General features: G+C 59.0%; 3 protein-coding genes. 2 read left to right on the top strand and 1 reads right to left on the bottom strand.

The window, feature by feature from the left end:
• Nucleotides 1–62: 62 nt before the first annotated feature.
• Entirely contained in the window at nucleotides 63–476 is a 414-nt protein-coding gene (locus PPP56_RS02700) for an OsmC family protein (RefSeq protein WP_353562494.1), read from the bottom strand.
• 348 nt (nucleotides 477–824) lie between these two features.
• On the opposite strand from PPP56_RS02700, the gene PPP56_RS02695 reads away from it, so the two are divergent.
• Nucleotides 825–1463, top strand: a complete 639-nt coding sequence (locus PPP56_RS02695; RefSeq protein ID WP_353562493.1) for a LolA family protein — start codon at nucleotides 825–827, stop codon at nucleotides 1461–1463.
• A gap of 83 nt (nucleotides 1464–1546) precedes the next feature.
• Nucleotides 1547–2650 carry a lysylphosphatidylglycerol synthase transmembrane domain-containing protein gene (locus PPP56_RS02690; protein WP_353562492.1) on the top strand — a complete coding sequence of 368 codons (1104 nt, stop codon included), beginning with the start codon at nucleotides 1547–1549 and terminating at the stop codon, nucleotides 2648–2650.
• Nucleotides 2651–2684: the final 34 nt, after the last annotated feature.

Below are 2684 nucleotides of genomic sequence, written 5' to 3'. Positions count from 1 at the left end.
TTATAGGGGTTGCACCACTGATTATAGGGGTTGCACCACCGTTTCTGTGCTGCGCTTCCGGCTTACTCCGACGCCCGGTTGTAAACCGTGAGATCGACGGTGACGCTCGGATGCAGACTTTCCTGCACCGGGCATCCGTACGCGGCTCGTTTCAGCTGCTTAAACGTATCATCGTCGTACGAGCGAGGCAGATACACCTCTACCTGAAGCCGATCAATACGACGCGGATTGCTTGTCATCTCTTTGGCGATGTCGACATGCATCCCGCTAAGGTCAACCTCCAGGCGATCGGCTGCAATGCCCATTATCGTGGCTACACACGTGCCGAGTCCGGTAGCAACAAGGTCGGTCGGTGAAAATGCCGCCCCGCGTCCATGGTTGTCGACCGGGGCATCCGTTGTGATTGTATCGCCCGACGGGCCGTGGATGGCGGAGCATCGGAGTCTGCCTTCGTAGGTGGCGGTAATGCGAACCATGGTTATCTGCGTGATCAATTGAAGGGAAGAGCGGTCTACGTCTCGGTGGCGGGGCCTTGCGTTTCGTGTGCGCGTCTGCGAACCGCTGCTGAAACTGCGTAGGAGCGAGCAACCCCGTACGCATCCGCCAATATACCAAAGCACAACCCAATCGCCAAACACGCAGGCTGTACGGGATTGACCCGGCACGCCTGGCATGCAAAGCGTCCCAATACGAGTTACGGCGGGCTCTGCGTTAAAATGCCCCTACGTTGAGGCAATCTGAGATAAGCCACATACGTCTTCGTTCTAATAGGAACGCGCCCGAAGGGATACGCGCGTTCTGTGTATTACAAGCTTTCCACGATCATGAGATTATCTATTTTCCTTGCGATTGCTGTGCTCTGGTGCAGCGCACCGATGGCTCATGCACAGACAGCCGACGAAGACTGGCTGACTCGGGTGCAGGATCGTTATGCAGCCTTGAGCGGACTGCAAGCGCAGTATCAGCAGTCAGTCGATTCGCCTATCGACGATGGGAGCATGGAGCGCAGCGGCATGCTGTATGCAACACCAAACGCATTTCGGGTGGAGGGAAGCGGTCAAACGGTTGTGTCTAACGAGGCAACGACGTGGGTCTACAACCGGGTGCGCGGGCAAGTCATCATATCAGAACCTGGCGAGCAAGACCCGGATCTGGCAACGCCCACCACCCTGTTCTCGCGCTTCAGCGATGCATTCCGGCTGGAAGCGAGCGAAGAAGTCAGCGACGGCCGCGTTCGCCTGACGCTGCAAGCTGAAGATCCACAGGCCGAGTACGAGACACTCATTCTGTGGGTGCGCCCTAACGATACGACGATCACAGCGCTGGAACTCACCGACTTTAGCGGTACGCATATCCGCATTGAGCTGAGCGAGATCGTGCTCAACCCTGAGATGTCTGAAGAGCTGTTCGCGTTCGACCCGCCTGAGCACGCCGAGGTCGTTGACCTGCGCGAAGATCGGTAGCGTATGTTTGGGCATACCCACTCCACAGGATCCGCTCCACGGGATCTGCTCTGTTTGGCTCCTTCTATATCTGTTATCACCATATGACTACGCAACGCTTGCGCACGTGGCTTTTCAACGGGGGGGGCATGGTGCTGGCGGCTGCGCTGCTCTACCTGGCGTTTCGCGGAATCCAATGGGAGGCGCTGGTCGACGCGTTTCGCCACGCAAACTACTGGTGGCTGGTACCGCTAACGGCGCTGGTACTGGGGAGCAACGTGCTGCGAGTGATTCGCTGGCAGCTGCTTCTTCGTATGTTGCCCGACCGTGCCCACCGCTCTATAGAGGCCGACCCGAAGCAGATCGGGTTCATGACCGCGTTTGCGTCTACGATGATCGGATATATGGCCAACTATGTGGCCCCCCGTGCCGGTGAGTTTGCACGCACGGGGCACCTGGCGCTTAAGGAGCACCTGCGGTTCAGCAGTGTGTTTGGTACCGTCGTGGTAGAGCGGATGCTCGACACCGCCGTGCTGGCGGTGGCGCTCATTACGGGGCTCTGGTACGTACGGGGACGGATCGGCGAATTCCTCGATGCGGCGCCGGTTCAGCTGCCCCCATGGATGGGAGATCTTGCGTTTTGGGGAGCGCTCGTCGCCGTTTTCGCAGCGCTACTCGCCATGATAGGGGCCTGGCTGTTTCCCAATGCGACCCGGCGAACGCGCGCCTGGTACCGATTGGTCGTTCGACCGGTGCTGCATCACTTCTGGGATGGCATCGACACCCTGCGTAGAACGAAACACCCGTGGGCCCTGGTCGCCACAACCCTTGGGATGTGGGGGGGGTACCTGCTGATGGCCTATATCCCGTTTCGGATGCTGCACATCGCCGCGCCCTACGGCATCGGACTTGCGGATGCGTGGGCGCTCATGGCTATCGGAGCACTCGGCCTTCTCGTCCCCGCACCGGGCGGACTCGGATCCTTCCACTATATTACGATTCTTGCATTGGGTGTGCTCTACGGGATGCCTGAGGCGCCCGCTGCTTCATATGCTGTTCTTACCCATGCTGCTCAGTTGGTCTTCTACACAGGAGCAGGAGCGCTCTGCATCTTGGCATATGGGACCGGCCTCCGAGAGCTGAGAAAAGCCTCCTCACGTGCTGCAGAGGCCGCCGAAACCACAGGCACGGCACGAGCAGATTCGTAGATATACGCCTTAGCTCAGACACACGCAGGCTGCG

Source organism: Longimonas sp. (assembly GCF_040409695.1).
Taxonomy (GTDB): domain Bacteria; phylum Bacteroidota; class Rhodothermia; order Rhodothermales; family Salinibacteraceae; genus Longimonas.
Note: the sequence above shows the minus strand (reverse complement) of the source record. Positions and strands in the feature narration are given on the sequence as shown.